Here is a 19,940-nt window from a genome sequence, read left to right on the forward strand (position 1 = left end):
CGTCGAGCCGGTCAAGCGTGACAATGTGCGACCTACGACTATAGTGCAACAGGGTGTCGAACAAATTTGGGCCAGGCCTGCGCAAGCGCACATGTACTTCGGATTGCGCGGGCGAGAAGCCGCTCATGTCCAGAAAGGCGGCTTTAAGGCCACGCGCGAGCCGGGCGAAGACGCGTGCGCCTGCGACCCCTGTCGCTGCGCCCGTTCGAGCACATCGCGGCACGCACGCTCCATCCACCACGTGACGCCTTCGCCTCATAGAAGTGACGTTCCTCGCGCGATCGCGTGCGTCGCATCAGCCGGACCTTGTGAGTCCAGGAGAGGGAAGCCCGTTGTGCCAGTTGCTCAAGCGAGAAATCCCGGACTGCGATTCGGAATTTGATACTGGGACCGGCGCACCGGATTTCCGAATCGCCGCTTCGGAAATCTCGCTGTCGCCGTAGCTCTGGCAGAACAGGCGCATCAGCTCGAGGTTATCCGCTCCGAAGCCACGGCCGAACTGCGCGGTCAGGTCGGCAGACAGACGCTGCAGCAGCGCCTGTCCATATGCTGCCCGGTCTGCACCGCCCTGCTCAAACTCGACGATCCGGCGGCCGATCTGCCAGTAGGTGCAGTCATCAGCGCATTAGGCGTTCACCGCGTCCTTGAACCCCTTACCGGCGGTGAATTTCACCGTCTTCGCGGCAGGAATCTGGATCGCCTCGCCCGTCGAAGGATTGCGTCCCGCCCGTGCCGCGCGCTGACCGGTGGCAAATGACCCGAAGCCAATAAGCTGCACGGTGTCGCCCGTCGTCAGGGCCTGCGTAATGGTCTCGAGCACGGCATCGATGGCTTCCCCCGTGGCCGCCTTGCTCTCGCCCGTGCTGGCGGCCACCGCGTCAATCAGTTCCTGCTTGTTCATTCAAAGTCCTTTAGTGAGTTCAAGCCTGCACCGTACCTCATCGGAGCATCCGCAGGCAAACCCACGCCCGGCCTCGCGATTGTCTCCGCGCTGCGGAGACAATTCCAGCCGCCTGCGTATGGCCGGCGTTCACCAGGGCTCAACAAGGTACGCGTAAATTCCTATCATAAGCTTTTTGGTTATGAAAACGCGTCCGAACATTTCGATCTGACGCAGTAACGTCTGATTTTTCTTGCGCTAATCTGACTGGCCCTCTGCGATCTGGACGACTCGCAATGGCCACCGTCGAACGCACCGCATACCCGCGCTTTCCCAAAGTCCTGGCTACCCGGGATCTGCAGGCCTGCTACACGCCTCTGCCCGATGAATTGGAATGGGCACGTCGGTCGTCACGGGGTGAGCGACCCCGGTTGGGCCTGCTAGTCCTTCTAAAAATCTTCCAGCAGATGCATCATTTCCCGGCGCTGGACGTTATTCCGGCGGCCATCGTCGAACACGTGCGCGCAGCGGCGAACATCGGCCCAGGCGTGTGCTTCGGCTACGACACGCAGGTATCACCGACGCTGTTCCGACATTACGCCGCGGTACGCGAGTACCTCGGCGTCAAGCCGTACTACGGCACCGACGCTGGCACGATTGCCACGCGTGCCGCGCATACGGCAGCCTTGTCCATGGACCAGCCGGTCGACATCATCAACGCCACAATCGACGAGCTGATCGCGCAGAACGTCGAGCTGCCGGCGTTCTCAACGTTGGATCGGATTACCGAACAGATTCACGCGAAGACCCAGGCGCGGCTTTTCAAACGGGTCGCGCGACGCCTGACCGATGAACAGAAGCGCGGTCTCGACCGTCTTCTGGCTCGGGACCTCTCGAGCCGACAGACCGCCTACAACCGCATCAAGCGGCACGCCAAGCGGCCGTCCCGGCAGCACCTGGACTTGCTGATTGACCAGATCACCTGGCTCGACGAGATCGGCGACTTCACGATTGCACTCGCCGGCGTTCCGGCATCAAAACTGCGCTCGCTGGCGATGCAGGCGATGTCGCTTGACGCGTCCGCCCTCAAGAAAGACACGCTCCCCGAGAAACGCTACACGTTGATCGTCGCGCTGCTGAGCCGGATGCGCGTGCGCGCCCGCGATGATCTCGCCGACATGTTCGTGCGGCGCATGGCCGCGATTCACAAGCGTGCAAGCGACGAACTGGAGATCGTCCAGCGTAGGCAGCGAGACAAGGTCGAAGATCTCGTGGTCCTGCTCGGCGGCGTTGTCGACATTCTTTCCGACGAACCCGACGAGATGACGATCGCGCAGTCGATACGGAAATGGCTGGCACCGAAGGGCGACCTCGAACCGCTGCGCGAGAGCTGTGCGGAGATCCGAGCCTTCAGCGGCCGCAATTACCTGCCACTGCTCTGGAAGCATTTCCGTGCGCACCGCTCGGTCCTTATGCGTCTTGTCCATACGCTTGAATGGGATTCCACAAGCCAAGTTCGCTCGCTGCTCGATGCGCTCGACGTGGTGTTGGAGAATGAGACGCTACACCGTGAATGGATCGATGCCGACGTGGACCTGAGTTTTGCTGCGGCGCGCTGGCGCAAGCTCGTGCGCCGCTCCCACGGGGAGGGAGCGCCGACCAACCGACGCTTTCTTGAACTCTGCGTGTTTTCGTACATGGCCGAAGAGCTGCGGGTGGGTGACCTGTGCGTGACTGGTTCCGACGCCTATGCGGACTACCGCGATCACCTGCTGCCGTGGCGGCAGTGCGAGGAGCAAATGCCTGACTACTGCGCGAAGGTCGGCCTGCCGGAGACCGGCAGCGAGTTCGTTGACCAATTGCGCCAATGGCTGACCGACGGCGCACGAAAGCTTGATGAGGAGTTTTCGCACAAGCGCGAACACGTCACGATCGACCAGCGAGGCGAACCGACCCTGCGCAAGACCATTGCAAAAGAGATCCCTGCGAGCGCGATCGCGCTGCAGGAGCGGATCAATGCGCGGCTGCCGACGCGCAACGTGCTCGACATCCTCGCCAACATCGAACATTGGACCCATTTTACGCGGCACTTCGGACCGCTCTCCGGGATCGACCCGCAGATCCGCAAGGCGGCCGAGCGCTACCTGCTGACGATCTTCGCAATGGGCTGCAATCTCGGACCAACCCAGGCGGCCCGCCATCTCGATACCGACCTGACTGCGCACATGCTTTCGTTCGTCAATCGCCGACACATGAGCCTGGAGAAACTCGAGACCGCACAGCGCGAGTTGACCGAGCTGTACCTGCGCCTCGATCTGCCCAAGCACTGGGGCGACGGCAAGACGGTGGCCGCCGACGGCACGCAGTATGACTTCTACGACAACAACCTGCTGGCCGGCTATCACTTCCGGTACCGGAAGATGGGCGCCGTCGCCTACCGGCACGTCGCCGACAACTATATCGCGGTGTTCCGGCATTTCATTCCGCCGGGAGTGTGGGAAGCCATCTACGTGATCGAGGGCCTACTCAAGGCGGGCCTGTCCGTCAAGGCGGACACCGTGCATGCCGATACGCAGGGGCAATCGGCCGCCGTGTTCGCCTTCACCCATCTGCTCGGTATCAAGCTGATGCCCAGAATCCGCAACTGGAAAGACCTTGTGATGTACCGGCCGAACAACGAGGCGAAATACAAACACATCGACAAACTGTTCACTGCGACGATCGACTGGGTGCTGATCGAGCGGCACTGGCAGGAACTGATGCAGGTGGCACTCTCGATGCAGGCGGGCACGATTTCCTCGCCGTTGCTGCTGCGGCGGCTCGGCTCGGAGAGCCGCAAGAACCGGCTTTACCTGGCCGCGCGCGAGCTCGGCAACGTCGTGCGGACCGTGTTCCTTCTCGAATGGATCGGCAGCCGCGAGCTTCGCCAGGAGGTCACGGCCAACACCAACAAGATCGAGTCGTACAACGGTTTCGCGAAGTGGCTATCGTTCGGAGGCGACGTGATTGCCGAGAATGAGCCCGAAGAGCAGCAGAAGCGGCTCCGCTACAATGACCTGATCGCCTCGGCGGTGATCCTGCAGAATACGGCCGACATGATGCGGGCGTTGCGCGACATGGTGGCCGAGGGCGAGAAAGTCCGCCCCGAGGATATCGAATTCCTAAGTCCGTATCCGACACACAACATCCGGCGGTTCGGGCGTTACAAACTGCATCTGGACCGCGCACCGGAGAGTTGGATCAATGATGCGCTGTTTGGCCAAGCGGCCCGCCCCGACAACGCAATGAGGTAACGATTCCATGAGTGCAAGAGCTGCGGTCACCGCGACGCCGTATGGCGACGTTGACACGGCTGGACTAGATGCCCTCCAGTCTAGCTACGACACGACGCGCATGCTCGACGCCGTAGGTACGCTGGATGAGGTACGTGCGAGCCTTTACGACCCGGAGCATCTGCGGAACGATCTGCTGCATCTGCACAGCATGGCGCACACGATCGTGAATGGGGCGAGCCTGATGGCAATGTCCGATGACACACCGTTTGTCGATCAACTGACGGACGTGCTCGACCGGATCGATCATTACGTGGCTGAACTGATATCTATCCGCGAAGTGTTACAGCCGCTCGAGGCGCTTCGCTCTGATGATATGGGCGACCCGAATGGGCGGTGAACGTACGAAGCGAAAAGGCCTCGGCTTTTCCGAATGTCGCTGAACGAACCGTTTCGGGCGATCAAACATCGCGCAAGTGGTCGTTCGTTGGCTGGCAGGTAAACTGGGACAGCACGACCTCGCGCAACAAGACCCGCAGTGGCGACCATCGAACAGCAGCCCGCTTGGTCTGCGGGGAACGGCAAAATTACGACCATTGACGCGTGTTTGCAGTCGCATGTTCTCCATTCAGGCGATGGCCCGTACGCTCCATGATTTGCCTCACCGCGTTTGCCGCGGCGAGCGTCAAACAGGTGGCAATCGCGACCGCAAGACGACGGTACGCCGAATCACCTTGGTGGTCGGTGCCGAAGCATTGCGGCCCTGATGATGCAGGGGCGGTGTGGCTAGCCACGCATGACAAACGCGAGGTCCTCAAGCGACGGTGGTTTAACGAGGCAGCAGTCGAATTCGCGCATAGCAGCGGAGTCTTTTGCTCCGGTAGAGCCAGTCAATGCGACAAGTCGCGTCGACGCGCATTGCGTCCGCTGCCGAAGCAGGCGGGCAAGTTCGTGGCCATCCATACCTGGCATGTGGATGTCGATCAGCGCGACGTCTGGCGTGAAGGATTCGACGAGCACGAGCGCCTCCAGTCCGTTCTGAGCGCGTTTCACCTCGTGACCGTCCAGTGTCAGCAGCAGCGCAAGCGCCTCGGTCGCATCCGCGTTATCGTCAACGAGCAGGATCCGGGCAGGCGGTATCCCGTGGGTCGTGGATGCCGAATGTTCAACGCTGCTATGACGGACGATGGGCAACCGCAAGACAACCTGGGTTCCCTTGCCTTCGCCCTCACTGAAGACGGACACTTCGCCCTGGTGTGCATTGACGAGATACTTCACGACCGACAGGCCCAGGCCAAGACCGCCTTCAGCGCCCATTCTCGCGGACCGGGACTGCGAAAAGCGGTCGAAGATGCGCGGCAGAAGGTCGGGGGGGACGCCTATGCCGGTATCGCGTACCGTGATGACCACTTCCCGCGGCGCCGAGTCATGTTCGGGAATCGCAGCAGGGTCAGGCGCGTCTACGTCCAACGTGATTTCTCCTCCGGGCGGTGTGTATTTGACTGCGTCTCCCAATACGTTGGAGATAACCTGCACCAGACGGGCGGCGTCGGCACTTACCGTCACCGGATAGGGCGGCAGTGTGGCATGAAGCTGATGCCGACGTCGCTCGGCTTGCTCGCTCACGGCAGCGATCGCGTCCTTGATGATGTCGCCGAGCAACGCGTGGGCGGGTCGCACGGACAGCTTGCCATGTCGGATTCGCGATGCATCGAGCAGGTCACTCACGAGGCGTTTTAGCTGTTGCACCTGCCGGTTGGCAACGGCCAGCGCCGACAACACTGCGGGACAGTCGGCCGCAAGCCTTTGCGCCGCTGCCATCGCACTGTCGATCGGAGCAAGCGGATTGCGCAGCTCGTGTCCCAGAGTGGCAATGAAATCGTCCTTGTGAGCTTCGGCTGCCGCGACTGCGCGCCTTGCCTCCTCGGCTTCCCTGGCTCGCGCTTCGGCATCTGCCTTCGCCTGGGCTATTGTGAGCGCAGCACAGGTGAACGCCGCCAGGCTCTTGAGGATGCGACGATGCTCGCTATCGAAATGATGGTCATCGTGAGACATCACCCATAGTGCGCCCCAGGGCTTCGGCGTGCCGGGAACCGGCACAACCAGTTCTTCAGTCACTTCTGGAACGACGTGCGCCAGGCAGCGAAAGTGCCGTTTCGGAAAAACAAACAACTGCGGCGAACCCAATGCAATTGCGACGCCCCCCGGGCTGTCGTCGGTCGGAATGAGATGGCCCGCCAGATCCGCACAACGTCCTGCCACGGCGGCCCACCGGAAGGCGGAATACTGACCATCCTTGGGTTCGTGCAGGCTGATGCCGGCACTGCCCGCTGCGCATAATGTCAGCGCTGTGTCGACCAGCTTCTGGAGCATCGCCGTGTCCGATTCCGTCAACGCCTGGGCCATTGCATGCAGGGCCTCGCTTTCCGCAGCGTAGTCTGGTGAACGATGCGAGCGTGCATCCAGTTCTGCGGTGACAAGGGCGCCCGCTTGCTGGATGCGGCTTACCAGGGGCGACGCAGTCGGCACGGTCATGATTGGCGCTCCAGAAACTGTTTGCAACACCATCGCGAAGGGCTGCTGATATTTGGCCTTGGACACGAGAGTGCAAGTGGCCATGGAGCAGGCAACTGCCAGCTCCATGGACTTGCGGACCCCGGGCCGACCAGGCCTCAGCCCACGCTGACGGCAATGCGACGCGGCTTGGCCTCTTCGCGGCGAGGGATGGTCAACTTCAGCACGCCGTCTTTCAAGGCGGCTTCGATCTTCGACAGGTCGAAGTCTTCGCTGACCGTGAAGCGTCGCGAGAAGAGAGGCGCCCGCACCTCGGCATGGGATAGCTGCAGGTTCGGCGGCACGGGTACCACCGATTCGGCATCGATTGTCAGGTTCCCGCTATGCACTTTGATGTCCAGTTTATCCTTAGGCACGCCCGGCAGGTCGGCGTAAAGCGTGACGGCGTGGGTGTCTTCGAAGATGTCGACCGCCGGTGTCAGCGTGACGCGAGAGCGTGCTTCGTCCGACGCTGCGCGTGCCACCGCGCCCTGGTTGCGTTCAGCGATTTGCGTGTTGTCGCTCATGATGTCACCTCGCTATTGAACAGTAATGGCGCGCGGTTTGGAGGCTTCGCGCTTTCCGACTGAAATCAGCAGACAGCCATCGACGTAGCGCGCCTGCACCTTGTCCGGGTCAGCCTGCTGAGGCAGTTCGATGACGCGCCTGAATGAGCCGTTGAAGCGCTCCTGCGCATACTGCCGCGTGCCCTCGGCTGCTTCCTGGATTGTCCGCTCGCCGGAAATGGAGAGCAGCCCCTTCTCGATGGAGATATCGAGTTTCGCGGGCTCGACACCGGGCGCGAACGCGACGATTTCAATCGTGTCGTCGGTCGTGCCGATGTTGATATGAGGAAATGTGCCGAATTGGCTTGAACGAAGGCTGGATGGGAAGCCGCCGAACATACTGGACATCTGACGCTGGAGCCGGTCCAGTTCGCTGAAGAGGCTGGTTCCGAAGTAAACGTCACTCATGGTCGCTTTCTCCTCTGCGGCGAGAAGACGAACCGGCGACGCGTTTCAGTCCGGTTGTCCCGTGCCGCGACAATCCAGGTTGAAACACGCAGCGCCCGCGAACCAGATTCGCGAACGACTGCCTGAGCGATACCGAAGATGGGTCGCGAAACGAGGTTTTCAAGGGCTCGCAAGTGAAAATTTTGTCTTGAACTGTTTCAGAAACGGTATCCAGGCTGCGTGCCCCTTTGGCCTAAGCGCCCCACAAGAGCGGGCCGGCGTCAACCTGGCCTTCTTGGGAAATGCACCCCATGAGGTCAGTTTGCATGCGCACAATCGGACCGAAGGCCTGCCGGGACACTGAGGGCTTTCGGATCCGGCCTGCCCCCGGAATAACCGGGTCCCGCGCCAGCGCTGCGGCGCTGGCTTTTTTGCGTGCGAGCGGCAGGGCGCGTTCATTGCAAGGTCACCGTCTTCAGTTGAACGAGATGAACCACTTTGCCGCGATAGAAGGGTGCCGAGCACGCGGCGAGCCGAGAGCAGGCGTCGACTGTGCCTTACCAGACCGGAAACACCACATCAGGGCGCGGCGAAAACTGAATGCCCGAGTTGGGGCAGATAACCCGCCCCCGGACGGGGACCCGCCGGTTCAGGTATGGCAGCAGCAGTGTCGGGGATGGCGTGCCTCCCTCGCCAAGCAGGATGTCGGTCACCACCTTGTCGTTGCATGGCGACGCCGACGGACGATCGAGCAGGATCGTCGTATAGTCGCCCGGCGCGTACTTTCCGCTGCCGCGCTGGATTGTCCCGGTAATCCAGATGTCGCCCTGCAGGGGCAATGTGTGCAGCGGCGAGCTGGCTGACAACGCATCCTCTGACCACGAACTTGCGATCAATACTGCCGCCGCAAGTAGTACATGTCGTCTCTTCATGGCGAAGGCCCCTTACCCTTGAGTGGTCCTCGAGCACGGCCCGGCAGCACAACGCACCGCGGCCCGGGATCCATTCGGTAACGCTCGCCGGGTTCTTCCCGAGCGTCCGCCCGTCAACGCCGAATCTCGGCTCAACTGCTCACCGCTTCGTGTTCACTTCCTTGAACTCGGCATCGATCACATCGTCATCTTGGCCCGACTCCCTGGATTCCTGCGGTCGGGTCGGGCCATCGGAGCTGCTTCCTTGCGATTGCACCTCCGCGTACAATTTTTCACCGAACTGCTGCGAGGCTGTTGCCAAGGCGCTCATTCGGGCGTTGATATCGTCCCTGTCTGATCCCTTCAGGGCGGCTTCGAGTTCTCCGATCGCAGCCTCGATCTTCGCCTTTTCTGAGGCGCCCAGCTTTTCGCCGTATTCACCCAATGCCTTGCGCGTGCTGTGAATGAGAGCGTCGCCATGATTGCGCGCTTCGGCCAGCTCGCGCAGCCGGTGGTCCTCCGCGGCGTGCGCTTGTGCGTCCTGCACCATCTCGTCGATTTCCGTTTCGGACAGACCGGAATTGGCCTTGATGGTGATCCGGTTTTCCTTGCCGGTCGCCTTGTCCCTGGCCGACACGTGCAGGATGCCATTCGCATCGATATCGAATGTCACGTCGATCTGCGGCACGCCACGCGGTGCAGGCGCGATACCTTCCAGCCTGAACTCGCCGAGCAGCTTGTTGCCGCTGGCTATCTCGCGCTCGCCCTGAAAGACCTTGATGCCGACGGCCGGCTGGTTGTCGTCCGCGGTCGAGAAGACCTCCGAGAATTTTGTCGGAATGGTGGTGTTCTTTTCGATCATCTTCGTCATCACGCCACCGAGTGTCTCGACGCCAAGCGAGAGCGGCGTCACGTCCAGCAGCAGCACATCCTTGCGGTCGCCCGAAAGCACGGCCGCCTGGATCGCCGCTCCCACTGCGACCGCTTCATCGGGGTTGACGTCCTTGCGCGGCTCGCGCCCGAAAAACGTCCTGACCGTCTGCTGCACCTTTGGCATACGCGTCATGCCACCCACCAGGATCACGTCGTCGATCCTGTCGGTGGACAAGCCAGCATCCTTGAGCGCGATGCGGCATGGCTCCATCGTCCGCTCGATCAGGTCCTCCACGAGCGATTCGAGTTTCGCGCGCGTGAGCTTCTGGCTCAGGTGCTTCGGCCCCGATGCGTCCGCCGTGATGTACGGCAGATTGATTTCGGTCTGCTGGCTCGACGACAACTCGATCTTGGCCTTCTCGGCCGCTTCCTTCAGGCGTTGCAGCGCGAGCACGTCCTTCGAGAGATCGACTCCCTGTTCCTTCCTGAACTCGCCGACGAGGTGGTCGATGATGCGCTGGTCGAAGTCTTCACCGCCGAGGAACGTATCGCCGTTCGTCGACAGCACTTCGAACTGCTTTTCGCCGTGGACGTCAGCGATTTCAATCAGGGAGATGTCGAAGGTGCCGCCGCCGAGGTCGAATACGGCGATCTTGCGGTCGCGGTTTTCTTGCCTGTCCAGACCGAACGCGAGCGCTGCCGCCGTCGGCTCGTTGATGATCCGCTTCACTTCGAGACCGGCGATGCGGCCTGCGTCCTTGGTGGCCTGGCGCTGGCTGTCGTTGAAGTACGCGGGAACCGTGATCACGGCTTCGGTGACCGGCTCGCCGAGGTAGTCTTCAGCGGTCGTCTTCATCTTGCGCAGGACTTCCGCCGAAACCTGCGATGGCGCGAGCTTCGTGCCGTGGGCTTCGACCCAGGCGTCGCCGTTGTCGTGCTCGACGATCCTATAGGGCATCAGGCCGATGTCCTTTTGCACTTCCTTCTCTTTGAAGCGGCGGCCGATCAGGCGCTTCACCGCGAACAGCGTGTTCTTCGGGTTGGTGACCGACTGGCGTTTCGCGGGCGCGCCGACCAGTGTTTCATCGTCGTTAAGATATGCGACAACCGATGGCGTCGTACGAGCGCCTTCCGAATTTTCGATCACCTTAACCTGCGTGCCTTCCATCAGTGCCACACAGGAATTCGTGGTACCGAGATCGATGCCGATGATCTTGCCCATGATGTCTTCACCCATGCTCAAGCAATTCACCCTGCGCCACGCCCATCCCAATACGCGACCCGAGTTCAATAGTCCATCGCCGGCGGCGGCACCGGAGTTTTTGCTTCGTCCTTCGGCAAATCGGCGACCACCGCGTCGGTGGTGAGGATGAGTCCCGCCACCGAGGCCGCGTTCTGCAGCGCCGTGCGCACGACCTTGGTCGGGTCGACCACGCCCATCTCCATGAGATCGCCGTATGTGTTCGACGCAGCGTTCCATCCGAAATTGCCTGTCTGCGCGAGAACCTTGTTGAGAATGACTGAGGGCTCGTCTCCCGCGTTGGCGGCGATCTGACGCAGCGGCTCTTCAAGCGCCCGCAACACAATTCGGATGCCGGCGTCCTGGTCGGGATTGGCGCCTCGTATTTCGCCGAGGGCAGCGCGGGCTCGCAGCAGCGCGACGCCGCCACCCGGCACGATGCCTTCTTCGACCGCCGCGCGGGTCGCGTGCAGCGCATCCTCGACCCTCGCTTTGCGCTCCTTCATCTCCACTTCGGTGGCGGCCCCCACCTTGATGACCGCGACGCCGCCGGACAGCTTCGCGATGCGCTCCTGCAACTTCTCCTTATCAAAGTCGCTGGTCGTCTCTTCGATCTGGCGTCGGATCGCCTGGACGCGTCCGTCGACCGTCTTGCGGTCGCCGGCGCCGTCGATGATCGTGGTCGCGTCCTTCTCAATTTCCACGCGCTTCGCTCGTCCGAGATCTTCGAGTTTGACGTTCTCCAGCTTGCCACCAGTTTCCTCCGAGATCACCAGCCCGCCGGTCAGCGTCGCAATGTCTTCCAGCATGGCCTTGCGGCGATCCCCGAAACCCGGTGCCTTCACGGCGACTGCCTTCAGGATGCCGCGCAGGGAGTTGACGACCAGCGTGGTCAAGGCTTCGCCCTCGACGTCCTCGGCAATGATGAGAAGCGGCTTGCTCTCCTTGGCCACGGCCTCGAGCACGGGCAGTAAATCACGGATCGACGAGATCTTCTTGTCGTGCACGAGGATGTACGGTTCCTCGAGAACAGCGGATTGCTTCTCGGGATCGGTGATGAAATACGCGGACAGCCACCCGCGATCGAACTGCATGCCCTCGACGACCTCGAGTTCGCTTTGCAACGACTTGCCCTCTTCGAGGGTAACGGCGCCGTCCTTGCCGACTTTGTCCATCGCGTCCGCAATAATCCTGCCGATCTCCTCGTCCGCATTGGCGGAGATCGTACCGACCTGCGTGATCTCGCGGCCGGTCGTGATCGCCCGGGAAAGGTTCCTGAGTTCCTCGACGATCGCGGCCGTCGCCTGGTCGATGCCACGCTTGAGGTCCATCGGATTCAGTCCCGAGGCGACGTACTTCATGCCTTCCCGCACGATGGCTTGGGCGAGCACGGTCGCGGTAGTCGTTCCGTCACCGGCGACGTCCGAGGTCTTGGCCGCAACCTGCCTGACCATCTGCGCACCCATGTTCTCGAACTTGTCGGGCAACTCGATTTCCTTGGCGACCGACACGCCGTCTTTCGTGACCGTCGGGGCCCCGTAGCTCCGCTCGAGGACGACATTGCGCCCCCTGGGGCCGAGCGTGACCTTGACCGCATCGGCCAGGATGTTGACGCCCGTGAGGATATGTTGGCGTGCGAACTCATGAAACTTGACATCTTTTGCGGACATTTTCCGGTACCTCCTGACCAGTCAAACGAAGCGCCTCCCCGTCGCGTGGCCTACTGCGCAGACCCCGATGTGATCACGCCAAGCAGGTCGGCTTCGCGCAGCACCAGCAGCTCCTCGCCTTCCACCTTCACTGCGCTGCCGGCGTATTTGCCGAACAGCACGTGGTCTGCAAACTTCACGTCCGGGGCGCAACGCTGCCCGTCCTCGAGCCGCCTGCCGGGGCCGACGGCGACGACTTCGCCCTGATCGGGTTTCTCGCCGGCAGTATCAGGGATCACAATGCCTGCCGCGGTCTTGCGCTCCTGTTCCGTACGCCTGACCACGACCCGGTCATGCAAAGGCGTGAGTTTCATGATCTGGCTCCCGATGTGATCGGATCACGTTATGGCTTCCCTAACGGCGCGGGCGGTCAACCCCGCTACGCGGCGAGGGGCTAGCCCGACCCAGCGTGCGCAGGGCCCTTGTTCCTGGACCGCCGGCGCGCCGGTTTGGCCGGTGGGACAAGTGCATTCGTCGCCTGTGGGGCCTGTCGAAGCCTATCCGGTGGCGCTGCAGGTCGGATTGAAGGCGCGTGCGTGCACGCGACGGGATCGCTCGCGGGAAACGTTTCCTGCAGCGCATCGTCAAGCATGTTCTCCATGGCATCGATGCGGTCTCGCGTTGATCGTCTGGTGGGGCTCATCGCTTCCCTCCGTTGAGGTACATTCCGGCGTTCAACCGTGGTCTTGCTGCGCCCCCTAACTAGGGAACATCGCGCCGCGTCGCCTCGTCAAATTCCCGGGAAAGCCCGGGCGCCAAGGGCAGCGTGCCCGGCACGATGTAACCCGCAGGCTCGACCGACGGCTCGGGTGTCAGCCGCAAGTCACCGAGTCTGGCCTTGAGAAACGCGTCAGCATGGGCAAGCCAATCCTCGAGTTCCCGCTCCGTTATCGCCAGAACCCGTGCGGCGGCAGCTGCCGGCTGCCCTTCGAGGCGGCAAAGCGTAACGGCTCGTCGCCACGGTTCCGGCAGCTCCGCGAGAAGCGTTGCCACGAGTTCGCGAAGCTCCCTGTTGATCACGGCCTCCTCGGGTGTACTGTCCGTTGCCGGCACCACGTCCTCGACGCGCAGGACTTCGTCGGGCTGCCAGTACTCGAACAGGAGCTCATCGTCGTCTTCATGCGGTTCGCGCAACTGCACGGGCAACCTGCCCTCGAGTGAAATGCATCGGCCTTCCTCGATCTGACGATGCGTCACTTCCTCAGCAAGCAGCTCCAGGACGATCTGGTAGAGCCATTGCAGCGGTTCGAGCCGGCGCGGGCGCTCCGCCATGCGCTCGCAGGCACGAGCCAAGGCCTCGTCGACGATGTCGTCGACCGACGGGTCACCTGCAGCGAGATCGCCCCGTGCCCGGAGATACGCGAGTTCCCGCTGCACAAAGCGCTTGAACGACGCGAGCAGAGGACGCACGATCTCGCCGAACAACGCGGACCCGCCATCCGTTTGTTCCGCCAATGCGGCTTTGAGCTGCCGCAACCCGGCGCGCCGTTCCTTGCGGCGCCAGGCATCCTCGTGGCGCAGATGCGCGACGTGGCGTTCCAGTTGCCGCTCCAGCTCCGTCACTGACAGCTCGATCGCCTTCTCTGGCTCCGGGGAATCATTCCCGCACGCGAGCATTGCCGCCGGCAATACCAGTTGGAGTCGAACCCGGTAGAGACCGCGATGTCGGCTTTTTTCCAGATTTGCACGTAGCCGGGCCACCTCGGCCGGAAAGCGCGACAGATGTGGCTTCAGGCGCCGTTCCGTGAGCCGGCCGATCAGGTCTTCCAGCTCCGGACGAGCAAGCTTCTCAATGTTGCGGTAACTGATCGCCGTTTTCATGTCAAACCTACGCATGTAGCTAGATAGCGGTACCAATCCACGATGGGATCTGAAGCGACGCCACCAAGGGCCGCCGTGCGCAGCACGCCGGGTCCTGCAATGCACCCTGCGCAACATTCCTTCTTCCCATTCGTGTCAGCTGATTGGTATGACTGCGTTTCCTCAACCCGTACGTTCGGTTCCACCGGCGTATGACGGCTTTTTTTCCAGACTCAGATAGGTGTCAGCCGCCGCCAGGCCGAATACGATGTGGTTAAGGAAACTCACCCAGCCTCTGGCATCGGCAAACCAAGGGAACAGCTGTGTCATGCCATGGAGGTTGACCACGTACAGGAGGACGCCGAATACGGCACCCACCAGCGACGCCATACCGGCACTGGAATCCAGGCTGAATGGCGCCATGATCACCGCCAGAACGGCCGCGAAGAGGATCGACAGCGCGAAGTGGACTACCAGCGCTACCAGCACGACGCCCGCCGCGAACGTAGCGGGTTGTGTGAGCACCTCGCGCCCCATCACGATGGCCGCGGTCATTCGTACAAGTGCCCATACGCTTTGTCCCATCACCCGCATGGCAAAGAGTTCGATCACCAAAAAAACCGCACCCGCCACGCAGCCGCCGATGACTGTCGCGGGCCACTCGGGCATGCGGCGAACGAAATGGTGCGAATGCATGTGAAGTTGCATCGTGATCTCCTTGAGTACTGCGTACCTCTGCTCGCGAGCGCCAATCCGCATCAGGCCGCCTCCGGAACATCCGACGGCGGTCCCTCAAACGGACGACGCTCCACAAGCCTGATTGCATAGTCGAGCGCTTCCGCTTCCGCCTGCTCGCGACTGGGCCAGCGGTGGCCGAGCCGGGGCAGATGCCAGTTCACAAAAACCTCGCCATCTCTCGCGATCTGTACGAACGCAACATATCCGCGTGCCGCCGTTGCCCCGGTACACGCCGCTCTGGGTCCGTGCCGTATCGTGACGGTTCGCAGACGGATCTCGTACCCGTTGCGCGTCTCGACTCTCACCGATTTCATCGGATCACCTTAACCTCCCGCGCGAACACGGGTGCTGCAACGTTCGCGCGGCGCCTCGGTGCAAATCACGCCGATTACATTGCGATCGCTTCACGGAAGCGCGGGGCGGCGTACAGCATGATCGACGGCGTGCCGCCGTCGCGAGCGACGCTTCCGGGCGAATCGCGCCGCTAACGTCGGCGGATGTGCGACGCGTGCTGGCGAAACGTCTGCCGCATGGCGACGACCCGGTCCGACAGCGTACGACAGGCACGCTGCGCGATAGGCGTAAACGCGCCGGATAGGACGCTGATCTTGCGATGGAGGCGCTCGAACATGGCGGTCGAAGCCGAGCGCAGATGAAGATTGCTCATCGTCTTCTCCTTCGACGCAGCAAGGAAGAGAACGGGCTTGCGCGCTCCAGTTCGCCTGCCGTGCTGCGGGGCAAACAAATCGAAACACGCAGTGTGCGGCCGATCCGTCAAGGCACACTGCCTGAGCTGCATATAACTTAGTTTCACTGATGAAAAATTTCAAGGTCCCGCGATGGGTGCGGAGACATTGATCTGGCAAGCCATTGCTGGTTACCGGTGGGCGGAAAACCGGGCGTTGCGCGCTTCGAGCGGAGCGCGTCAAGACTTCCGGCCTGCCTCAGGGCGGACACAACCTTTTCACAGTGTCGAGCAGCAGGTCGGTCGGGACTGGCTTGATGAGGCAGTCGTCCCAGTCCGCCGGCCCCGGCGACGACGGGAGCGTGGCCGTGACAACAAGGATCGGCAGGTGCGCCAGCGTCGGTCGCGCCCGGATGTGACGGCACAGTTCACTGCCCCCCATCAGGGGCATCATCCAGTCCGTGATGATCAAATCGGGCGGCCGGCGCAGGGCGTGCTCGAGCGCCTCGGCGCCGTTGCGTGCACAGCAAACGGCATACCCTTCGGCGGTGAGGATGAGACTCCACGCCTCGAGTAGCTCGGGTTGGTCGTCGACGAGCAGGACGAAAGCCATTTTGCTAGCCGTTAGTCTTGATTCCGGCAGGGGCAAATAGCGTTCCAGACCGCGAACGCAGCCGCACGCGGTGAGGGCCCAGGGTCAGCCAGTTGGTGTCGAATTCCATTGTGTCCTCCACGCGGTGCACTGTTGCGCCGCGATAAGAGCCGGTCCACAATTTTCAAGCGCAAATGGCTGTTTTCTGCTCTTGAAATTTTCGTGGCAGTTCCTATCTTAGGTTTCGCTCAGGCAGACGCGCGGGTCGCCATGTCCCGTGCGCTGCGTGTTTCGATTTGTTTTGCCAAACGCTGGCAGGCGAACTGGAGCGCGTAGGCCCGTTCGCCTCCATGCATCACTTGGGGAGAACAGCATCATGAGCGATTTCTACTTTGGAACTGACCTCTTCAGCGAGTTCGACCGACTGCAACGGCAGATGGCGAACCTCTTCGGTACTTTCCCGTCGAGTCTTCGGGCGAGCCGCTTCGGCGCGTTCCCGCCCGTCAACATTGGCGCCACCGACGACTCAATCGAGATCGTCGCGTTTGCACCCGGAATCAATGCGGCGGAACTCGACGTATCGATCGACAAGGGGCTGCTGACCATCAGCGGTGAGCGCAAGCCAGTGCAGCCGGATACCAGCGAGGACACGCGTGTCTATGCGCAGGAGCGCTTCACTGGCGCGTTCCGGCGGGTCATCGAGCTGCCGGAAAACGCAGACCCCGACAAGGGTCAGGCGCGCTACGAGAATGGCTGCCTGTCGATCGCTATCGGCAAGCGCGAATCCTCGAAGCCTCGCGCGATCACCGTCCAATAGTTCGAGGAGCCGAAAATGAGCGATACCACCGAACTGAGCAAGCGCGCCCCGTCGGCCGTCACGCGCAGCGAGAGCGAGGCGTCCATGCGCCGGATGACGATTTCTCCCGCCGTCGATATCTACGAGGACACTCAGGGCGTCACGCTGTGGGCGGACCTGCCCGGAGTCACCAAGGACAAGCTCGACGTGCGGGTCCATGACGGCAATCTCGCCATCGAGGCTGAGGCGGTCGTGCCGACACCGGCGAATCTGCGGCTGCAGCATGCCGAGGTCCGTGAGCCGCGCTTTGCGCGCACGTTCACACTCTCCCCGGACTTCGATACGTCGAAGATCGAGGCGAGCCTGCAGGACGGCATACTGAAGCTCACGATCCCGCGCCGCGACGAGGCGCGCCCGCGGCGGATCGAAGTGCGTACGGACTGAAGTTGGCCGTCGGGCAGCAACGACAGGGAAAACACCGGGTGGCGGCTGGCTCGTGCGAACCTCCGCATTCGGAGGTTCGCACGAGCCAGCCGTTCCCGGTAGCTATGTCGCGCTGGCCAGGATTGAGTGCGATGGCCGACTGGCCCTGCGCCGATATGCACAGCGCTCGCTGACCGCTGCAGAAATGCAGCGCGACGCGCTGTCTTGCGCCCTCAGGCTGATTGGAAGGGGGACTTTCGCGACTGCGGAGTGCAGGGCGGCTGCGGCAGCCGCTCCCGAGACTCAGTCTGAAAACGTCGACGGCAGAAAAGCGGCGGCGCCGGCGCCGTGACCGGAATACGGTTCTCCTACCAGATACCAGAGGAGGAAACGATGAACCCCGATCCGAAAAAGTGGAATCCCTTCAAGTTCCTTCGCGGGGCTGTGCGCAAGTCCGATGCGGACAGCCCGGAGAGCCCGCTGGCGAGCGAAAACGAACAATGGCGCGCCTCCCTGCCCGACATTGCGCGACTGTTCTCACGAGAACCATGGCGCGCAGTGGAGGAGTTTTTTCACGACCCGTTTGCAGGCCGTGGCGCGCTCGAACGATGGTTCGGCGACTTCAGTTCATCGCGCTTCCAGCCGCGCATCGACGTCGTCGATGAGGGACCGGTGCTACGCGTGACCGCAGAACTGCCCGGGATGGAGCGCGAAGACGTGAAGGTGAGCGTCGAGGACGGTGCGATCGTGCTGCGCGGTGAGAAAAAGCAGGATGTGCGCAGTGAGGAAAACGGCTGCTACCGGCTGGAGCGTGCCCACGGACGCTTCGTGCGCACGATCCCGATGCCTGAATACGCCGATCCCGGTCGCGCCCTGGCAAAGTTCGATAACGGCGTACTCACGTTGACCGTGCCGAAAACGGAGCCGACGCCGTCCACGAGTCGCACGATCGATATCGGTTAGGGCAAGCACGCAAAGCGCTATGACGGCGCGTGAAAACGAGGACTGGGCCGTTAGCTCAGTTGGTAGAGCAGCGGACTTTTAATCCGTTGGTCACTGGTTCGAATCCAGTACGGCCCACATGAAGCGCTGAATCCGACGCCATTTGACGCACGTTTGCCTCCGGGATCCGCAACCCGTGCCTGTCTCGCGTAAGGTGACGACGACATTCATCCGGAGCGCACGACTTCACCATGCCAGAGAATTCGTTGCCCAGCTCTGTTCGACATCAAACGATCAATATGATGAAGCGCGACCATTTCGCCTGTAGTCCGGCTTGGCCGGGTTCTGTTTCCGCATTGACAACTGGAGAGGAATGCTTTGGGAATCGGCGTGCAGATAGATACGTCGGGCTTCCCGGCACGGCGTCGCTGGAGAGTGAAGCCGCGTTGCAGCTCATGCGCCTTCAAAAGTAGGCTGCTCATGTTGCCGATTGCTGGTGATCGATTGCGCGTCATTGCATGTCATCAGCAAACGCCGAGTACGAGGAAACACCGGGCGATCCGATTCTTCGAAAATACAGACGTGTGGAGCGGCGTGCGCAAGGTGGCTCCCAGGCAATCCGGGACACCCGTCTTTTGAGGTTCGCTAAGCCCATGCTGGGAGATCCGTAACCGCAAGCTGTTGTTCATCCTTCGTCAAGGCGAGCGGTGGCTCAGGGGGCGAGCCGCAACATACGAAACGCCAAGCCCGGACGCTTGATGTACGAAAAAGTCCAAATCTTGAAGGCACCCCGAGACACGCGACGCATGGCGCACTGAGTCGTCCTTTGAGCCTGGTTCAATCTCGCACCAGAATTCCTGATGACGGACACCGAGACGACGTGCCGCCTCATGGCGGTGAAAGTGACTCGCGAGCCAGAACCGGCAGCCATCAAAGAAGACCTTCATTGCCGGCCGCACCGCGCGCATCGAGCCACAGCGGATCGCGGTCATCGCTTGCTCCAGCGCCTGGCCGTCGATGAACTGGTCAGCGGAAAGCTCATCAGCAATCGAGAGCTGAAAAAACTTGAGGTAGTCCCCCCCGAGCACGCCGGCAGGAAGCCTGACCGATGAGCCGACAGGCGAACGAGGATCGCTGGGCATCGAGATGTCCGATTCTGCGGGACAGCATGACGGTCGTGACACGGGCGTGTGTCGCCACAACCCCGACCTGTTGGTCAGGGCGGTTCATTCGTTCATTCTTCAGCCATGAGATGGCGGATAACCAGCGCCGGATCGGCGATGTCCAAGATCAGCCGGCGAAGGATGCGCCTGCGCATGTGCTCCTCGTCGAGCGTCCAGGGCGCGCCCTTGTCGCTGAGATAGCGCGCGAGGGCGTCCTGGTGGTCCTCACCGGCGGGAAGGTCAAGGCGGACAGCAAGCAGTCCCGCCACGACGTCGTCGATATCGACGTCCAGCGGCTTCGAATCAATGTTGAGCTTCAGTTTCATGACCGCTCCAGCACAAAAAGCGGCGCCGCGTGGCGGAGACAGCGTGCGGCGCCGAACGGGTTGCACGGGCCGCGACTGTTGGCC

Annotated in this window: 21 protein-coding genes and 1 tRNA gene; 6 read left to right on the forward strand and 16 right to left on the reverse strand. The window is 62.0% G+C overall.

The window, feature by feature from the left end:
* Positions 1-295: 295 nt before the first annotated feature.
* Entirely contained in the window at positions 296-598 is a 303-nt protein-coding gene (locus BX592_RS35160; protein ID WP_166676378.1) for a DUF1016 N-terminal domain-containing protein, read from the reverse strand.
* Positions 599-625: 27 nt separating this feature from the next.
* Positions 626-901 (reverse strand): HU family DNA-binding protein, encoded by a 276-nt coding sequence (locus tag BX592_RS15830; RefSeq protein ID WP_134192772.1) that lies wholly within the window; start codon positions 899-901, stop codon positions 626-628.
* A 275-nt stretch (positions 902-1,176) separates the two neighbouring features.
* Here BX592_RS15830 and BX592_RS15835 point away from each other — a divergent pair, with 275 nt between their 5' ends.
* On the forward strand, positions 1,177-4,173 hold the full coding sequence (locus BX592_RS15835; protein ID WP_134192773.1) for a Tn3 family transposase: 2,997 nt from the start codon (positions 1,177-1,179) through the stop codon (positions 4,171-4,173).
* 7 nt (positions 4,174-4,180) lie between these two features.
* The gene (tnpC, locus tag BX592_RS15840; protein WP_134192774.1) at positions 4,181-4,552 is read left to right on the forward strand and encodes a Tn3 family transposase post-transcriptional regulator TnpC; all 372 of its coding nucleotides are present in this window, start codon (positions 4,181-4,183) and stop codon (positions 4,550-4,552) included.
* Between the two features lie 386 nt (positions 4,553-4,938).
* On the opposite strand, the gene BX592_RS15845 is transcribed toward tnpC, so the two are convergent.
* The 12 genes from BX592_RS15845 to BX592_RS15905 form a co-directional block, all read right to left on the reverse strand.
* Positions 4,939-6,687: an ATP-binding protein gene (locus tag BX592_RS15845; protein WP_134192775.1), complete on the reverse strand. Its 1,749-nt coding sequence runs from the start codon at positions 6,685-6,687 to the stop codon at positions 4,939-4,941.
* A gap of 137 nt (positions 6,688-6,824) precedes the next feature.
* Positions 6,825-7,232, reverse strand: coding sequence for an Hsp20/alpha crystallin family protein (locus BX592_RS15850; RefSeq protein ID WP_134192776.1), 408 nt, complete (start codon positions 7,230-7,232; stop codon positions 6,825-6,827).
* A 12-nt stretch (positions 7,233-7,244) separates the two neighbouring features.
* Positions 7,245-7,679: an Hsp20/alpha crystallin family protein gene (locus BX592_RS15855; RefSeq protein WP_134192777.1), complete on the reverse strand. Its 435-nt coding sequence runs from the start codon at positions 7,677-7,679 to the stop codon at positions 7,245-7,247.
* A 536-nt stretch (positions 7,680-8,215) separates the two neighbouring features.
* Complete coding sequence (locus tag BX592_RS15860; RefSeq protein ID WP_134192778.1) at positions 8,216-8,590, reverse strand: hypothetical protein; 375 nt, start codon at positions 8,588-8,590, stop codon at positions 8,216-8,218.
* Positions 8,591-8,729: 139 nt separating this feature from the next.
* Positions 8,730-10,664 (reverse strand): molecular chaperone DnaK, encoded by a 1,935-nt coding sequence (dnaK, locus tag BX592_RS15865; RefSeq protein WP_134192941.1) that lies wholly within the window; start codon positions 10,662-10,664, stop codon positions 8,730-8,732.
* Between the two features lie 65 nt (positions 10,665-10,729).
* Positions 10,730-12,352 carry a chaperonin GroEL gene (groL, locus tag BX592_RS15870; protein WP_134192779.1) on the reverse strand — a complete coding sequence of 541 codons (1,623 nt, stop codon included), beginning with the start codon at positions 12,350-12,352 and terminating at the stop codon, positions 10,730-10,732.
* 50 nt (positions 12,353-12,402) lie between these two features.
* The gene (locus BX592_RS15875; RefSeq protein ID WP_134192780.1) at positions 12,403-12,705 is read right to left on the reverse strand and encodes a co-chaperone GroES; all 303 of its coding nucleotides are present in this window, start codon (positions 12,703-12,705) and stop codon (positions 12,403-12,405) included.
* A 388-nt stretch (positions 12,706-13,093) separates the two neighbouring features.
* A complete protein-coding gene (locus tag BX592_RS15885; protein WP_134192782.1) occupies positions 13,094-14,212 on the reverse strand; it encodes an RNA polymerase subunit sigma-28 in 1,119 nt (372 codons plus the stop codon).
* A gap of 162 nt (positions 14,213-14,374) precedes the next feature.
* Complete coding sequence (locus BX592_RS15890; protein WP_134192783.1) at positions 14,375-14,899, reverse strand: hypothetical protein; 525 nt, start codon at positions 14,897-14,899, stop codon at positions 14,375-14,377.
* Between the two features lie 50 nt (positions 14,900-14,949).
* Positions 14,950-15,243 carry a hypothetical protein gene (locus BX592_RS15895; protein ID WP_134192784.1) on the reverse strand — a complete coding sequence of 98 codons (294 nt, stop codon included), beginning with the start codon at positions 15,241-15,243 and terminating at the stop codon, positions 14,950-14,952.
* Positions 15,244-15,413: 170 nt separating this feature from the next.
* A complete protein-coding gene (locus BX592_RS15900; RefSeq protein ID WP_134192785.1) occupies positions 15,414-15,596 on the reverse strand; it encodes a hypothetical protein in 183 nt (60 codons plus the stop codon).
* 277 nt (positions 15,597-15,873) lie between these two features.
* Positions 15,874-16,227, reverse strand: a complete 354-nt coding sequence (locus BX592_RS15905; protein WP_134192786.1) for a response regulator — start codon at positions 16,225-16,227, stop codon at positions 15,874-15,876.
* A gap of 355 nt (positions 16,228-16,582) precedes the next feature.
* Here BX592_RS15905 and BX592_RS15910 point away from each other — a divergent pair, with 355 nt between their 5' ends.
* From BX592_RS15910 to BX592_RS15925, 4 genes are all read left to right on the forward strand, one after another.
* Positions 16,583-17,023 carry an Hsp20/alpha crystallin family protein gene (locus tag BX592_RS15910; RefSeq protein ID WP_134192787.1) on the forward strand — a complete coding sequence of 147 codons (441 nt, stop codon included), beginning with the start codon at positions 16,583-16,585 and terminating at the stop codon, positions 17,021-17,023.
* Positions 17,024-17,038: 15 nt separating this feature from the next.
* Complete coding sequence (locus BX592_RS15915) at positions 17,039-17,446, forward strand: Hsp20/alpha crystallin family protein (RefSeq protein ID WP_134192788.1); 408 nt, start codon at positions 17,039-17,041, stop codon at positions 17,444-17,446.
* Between the two features lie 372 nt (positions 17,447-17,818).
* Entirely contained in the window at positions 17,819-18,388 is a 570-nt protein-coding gene (locus BX592_RS15920) for an Hsp20/alpha crystallin family protein (protein ID WP_134192789.1), read from the forward strand.
* A gap of 44 nt (positions 18,389-18,432) precedes the next feature.
* Positions 18,433-18,505 (forward strand) — tRNA-Lys (locus BX592_RS15925).
* Between the two features lie 557 nt (positions 18,506-19,062).
* On the opposite strand, the gene BX592_RS15930 is transcribed toward BX592_RS15925, so the two are convergent.
* On the reverse strand, positions 19,063-19,509 hold the full coding sequence (locus BX592_RS15930) for a hypothetical protein (RefSeq protein WP_134192790.1): 447 nt from the start codon (positions 19,507-19,509) through the stop codon (positions 19,063-19,065).
* A gap of 92 nt (positions 19,510-19,601) precedes the next feature.
* Complete coding sequence (locus BX592_RS15935) at positions 19,602-19,856, reverse strand: hypothetical protein (protein WP_134192791.1); 255 nt, start codon at positions 19,854-19,856, stop codon at positions 19,602-19,604.
* Positions 19,857-19,940 lie beyond the last annotated feature (84 nt).

This window comes from Paraburkholderia rhizosphaerae (assembly GCF_004366595.1).
GTDB lineage: Bacteria > Pseudomonadota > Gammaproteobacteria > Burkholderiales > Burkholderiaceae > Paraburkholderia > Paraburkholderia rhizosphaerae.